General features: G+C 54.6%; 1 protein-coding gene and 1 pseudogene. Both read right to left on the bottom strand.

What is annotated here, in order from left to right; genetic code table 11:
• Positions 1–272: IS6 family transposase (locus tag OGY18_RS13110; RefSeq protein ID WP_001067824.1), on the bottom strand; the 272-nt coding region annotated here is incomplete at its 3' end.
• A 75-nt stretch (positions 273–347) separates the two neighbouring features.
• Positions 348–2,912: pseudogene (locus OGY18_RS13105) on the bottom strand (Tn3 family transposase); the annotation flags it as partial.
• Positions 2,913–2,985 lie beyond the last annotated feature (73 nt).

The following is a 2,985-nucleotide window of genomic DNA, read 5'->3' as shown; positions in this document are numbered from 1 at the left end:
AGATACGCCCAGCGGCCATTGACCTTCACGTAGGTTTCATCCATGTGCCACGGGCAAAGATCGGAAGGGTTACGCCAGTACCAGCGCAGCCGTTTTTCCATTTCAGGCGCATAACGCTGAACCCAGCGGTAAATCGTGGAGTGATCGACATTCACTCCGCGTTCAGCCAGCATCTCCTGCAGCTCACGGTAACTGATGCCGTATTTGCAGTACCAGCGTACGGCCCACAGAATGATGTCACGCTGAAAATGCCGGCCTTTGAATGGGTTCATGTGCAGCTCCATCAGCAAAAGGGGATGATAAGTTTATCACCACCGACTATTTGCAACAGTGCCTAAAAAACCACGTTAAGAAGATACTTCATTGTTTATATTAATATTTAAAGGGCGAAGCTCTCCCTTCAGAATATCCTCCGGCAGCGTGAATGTGTAATGCCCCAGCATATTGATATGCCCGTGCATCAACGGTGACAGCCGGGCAATATGTTCATCATCCGGTGTTTCGCCCGTGGTTGTCCTTATATGCGAAAGTGCTTCCTGCATATAGAGTGAGTTCCACAGCACCACGGCGTTAGTGACCAGACCCAGCGCGCCCAGCTGGTCTTCCTGCCCCTCGCGGTAACGCTTCCTGATCTCACCGCGCTGACCGTAACAGATGGCTCTGGCCACAGCATGACGGCCTTCTCCCCGGTTCAGTTGCGTCAGAATACGGCGGCGATAATCCTCATCATCGATATAATTAAGCAGGTACAATGTCTTGTTGACCCGCCCGACCTCCATGATCGCCTGCGCCAGCCCTGACGGGCGGGTACTTCTGAGCAGAGAACGGATAAGCTCCGATGCGTGGATGGTGCCCAGTTTCAGGGAACCGGATGCCCGCATCATTTCATCCCAGTGGTTTTCAATCCTGGTTAACTCCACGCATCCTCTTGCCAGTTCATCTAGTGCGCCGTAATGGGCGTTTTTGTCGATCCGCCAGAATACGGCTTCACCGGCATCAGCCAGCCGGGGAGAAAACTGATATCCCAGCAGCCAGAACAGGCCAAAAATGATGTCACTGGCACCGGCCGTGTCTGTCATAATTTCGACCGGATTCAGCCCTGTCTGCTGTTCCAGAAGACCTTCCAGCACAAAAATGGAGTCGCGTAATGTGCCGGGAATGACAATACCGTGGAACCCGGTGTACTGATCTGAAATGAAGTTGTACCAGGTGATGCCACGCCCTGAACCAAAATATTTTTTGTTCGGTCCGGCGTTGAGCGTTTTCACCGGCGTGACAAAGCGCATGCCGTCAGCTGAAGCCACCTCGCCACCGCCCCAGTGGCCGGCAAGCTCCAGCGTGGACTGAAAATCAACCAGCCGGGCATTGGCGCTGACCAGTGTTTCTGCCCGGAGGTAATTCTGTTTCACCCAGCTGAGCCGGTGGCGGGTCAGTGCCGGTATATTGTGTTTTATCAGTGGCTCATGCCCGATATTACAGGCCTCGGCCAGCAGAACGGCACACAGGCTGACGTGAAGATCCTTTGCTCTGGCTTCTGATTCACTGACGTGCGTAAACTCACGGGTAAAACCGGTTCTGGCGTCGATTTCGAGCAGCAGTTCGGTTAAATCCACGGGCGGGAGAAGCTGTTTCACCCGGCTGCTCAGCTGTGTCAGCGCAGGCGGCTCATCGAGTTTTTCCAGGCTGCTGACAGTCAGGGAAGGATACTTACCGTTATGACAGATGCTCACGGCATCATTACAGTCAAAGCGACGCGATACCGTTTTCCAGGTCTCATCCAGTTGCGCTGCCAGCTGTTGTACCGCTTTTCTGCCGTCAGTGGGGTGTCCCAGCGCACGACAGACGGCCACACGCTGAGCCTGCCATTCCCTGCCCTGAAGCAGCTTCCGGCGCGGATCGCCCCAGCGGTCGCTGTTTTCCAGCCAGATATCACGACGACGCAGTGCATCCTGAAGACGTTCCAGCAGGCACAGTGAGTAGCCGGCGCGTTGTATACGGCCATCAGTATCATAGACCAGACGTTTCCAGGGGCCGGTGATGATGTGTTCAGGCGCATCGTCCAGTATGCGTTTTTTCGAACCGTTCAGTTCGGTAAGGTAATGGACAGCAGCCAGGGTATGCTCACCGTCAGGAGCGGCACAAAAGTGCAGGTCGCGCAGAAGCGCAGGAAGGAAGCGCTTCACCCGGCCGTACTGCTCCACCATTTCATCCTGAAAATTTGTATTATGCGGGCGGGCCAGCTCATTAACTTTATCAACAGACTCCGCAATCCTTGCGACCGGCACGCTTTTGAATATGGTCTTTCGCAACGCACTCTCATCAGTATTTTCGTCAAGCAGAAGCGCACAGGCCCGCGCCAGCAGTAGTGCTGCCCGATCGAGATCTTTCAGCGTCCTGAGCCGCTTTTTCTGCCCCGTTTTCTTTGCCTCACGGGCGATGTCCAGGATCAGCATATCAAGCACATCAACGGCTTCATCCAGGGCGGCTATTTCCTGCGCTTTAACAAATGCGGTCAGCACAGCCAGCCGCCGTGCTTCTGGCATTCTGGTGATATACCTTGCTGATGCCATGCCGGCGTAGCGGGCCAGATTACGCAGTTGTATGGCCGGCAGCCCGCTAAAATTCAGCCGGGAAAACTCCAGGTTTCTCAGTCGGGTATAACGTTCTAGCGCTTCCGTAAAAGACGGCCCACTAACCGTTACAGGACCTTTGCGTAGCTGCTCCATAACCGACATCCGCTGCCCTTCAGGGATCTCAAGTAACCCTGCCAGTTGTGCGGTCTGCCAGCTGTCAGGTAGCGATGCCAGCTTTCGCCACAGGCGGCGATTTGCCCGCTCACGGATTTCACCAATGATCCTGGTCAGGGTGGACGCGGCGGGCAACAGCACCTTGTGCTGAAGCAGCCAGGCACTGTTGCAAAGTTAGCGATGAGGCAGCCTTTTGTCTTATTCAAAGGCCTTACATTTCAAAAACTCTGCTTACCAG

Source organism: Citrobacter sp. Cpo142, from assembly GCF_030332425.1.
Taxonomy (GTDB): domain Bacteria; phylum Pseudomonadota; class Gammaproteobacteria; order Enterobacterales; family Enterobacteriaceae; genus Citrobacter; species Citrobacter portucalensis.
This window is presented reverse-complemented; position numbering and strand designations above follow the sequence as displayed.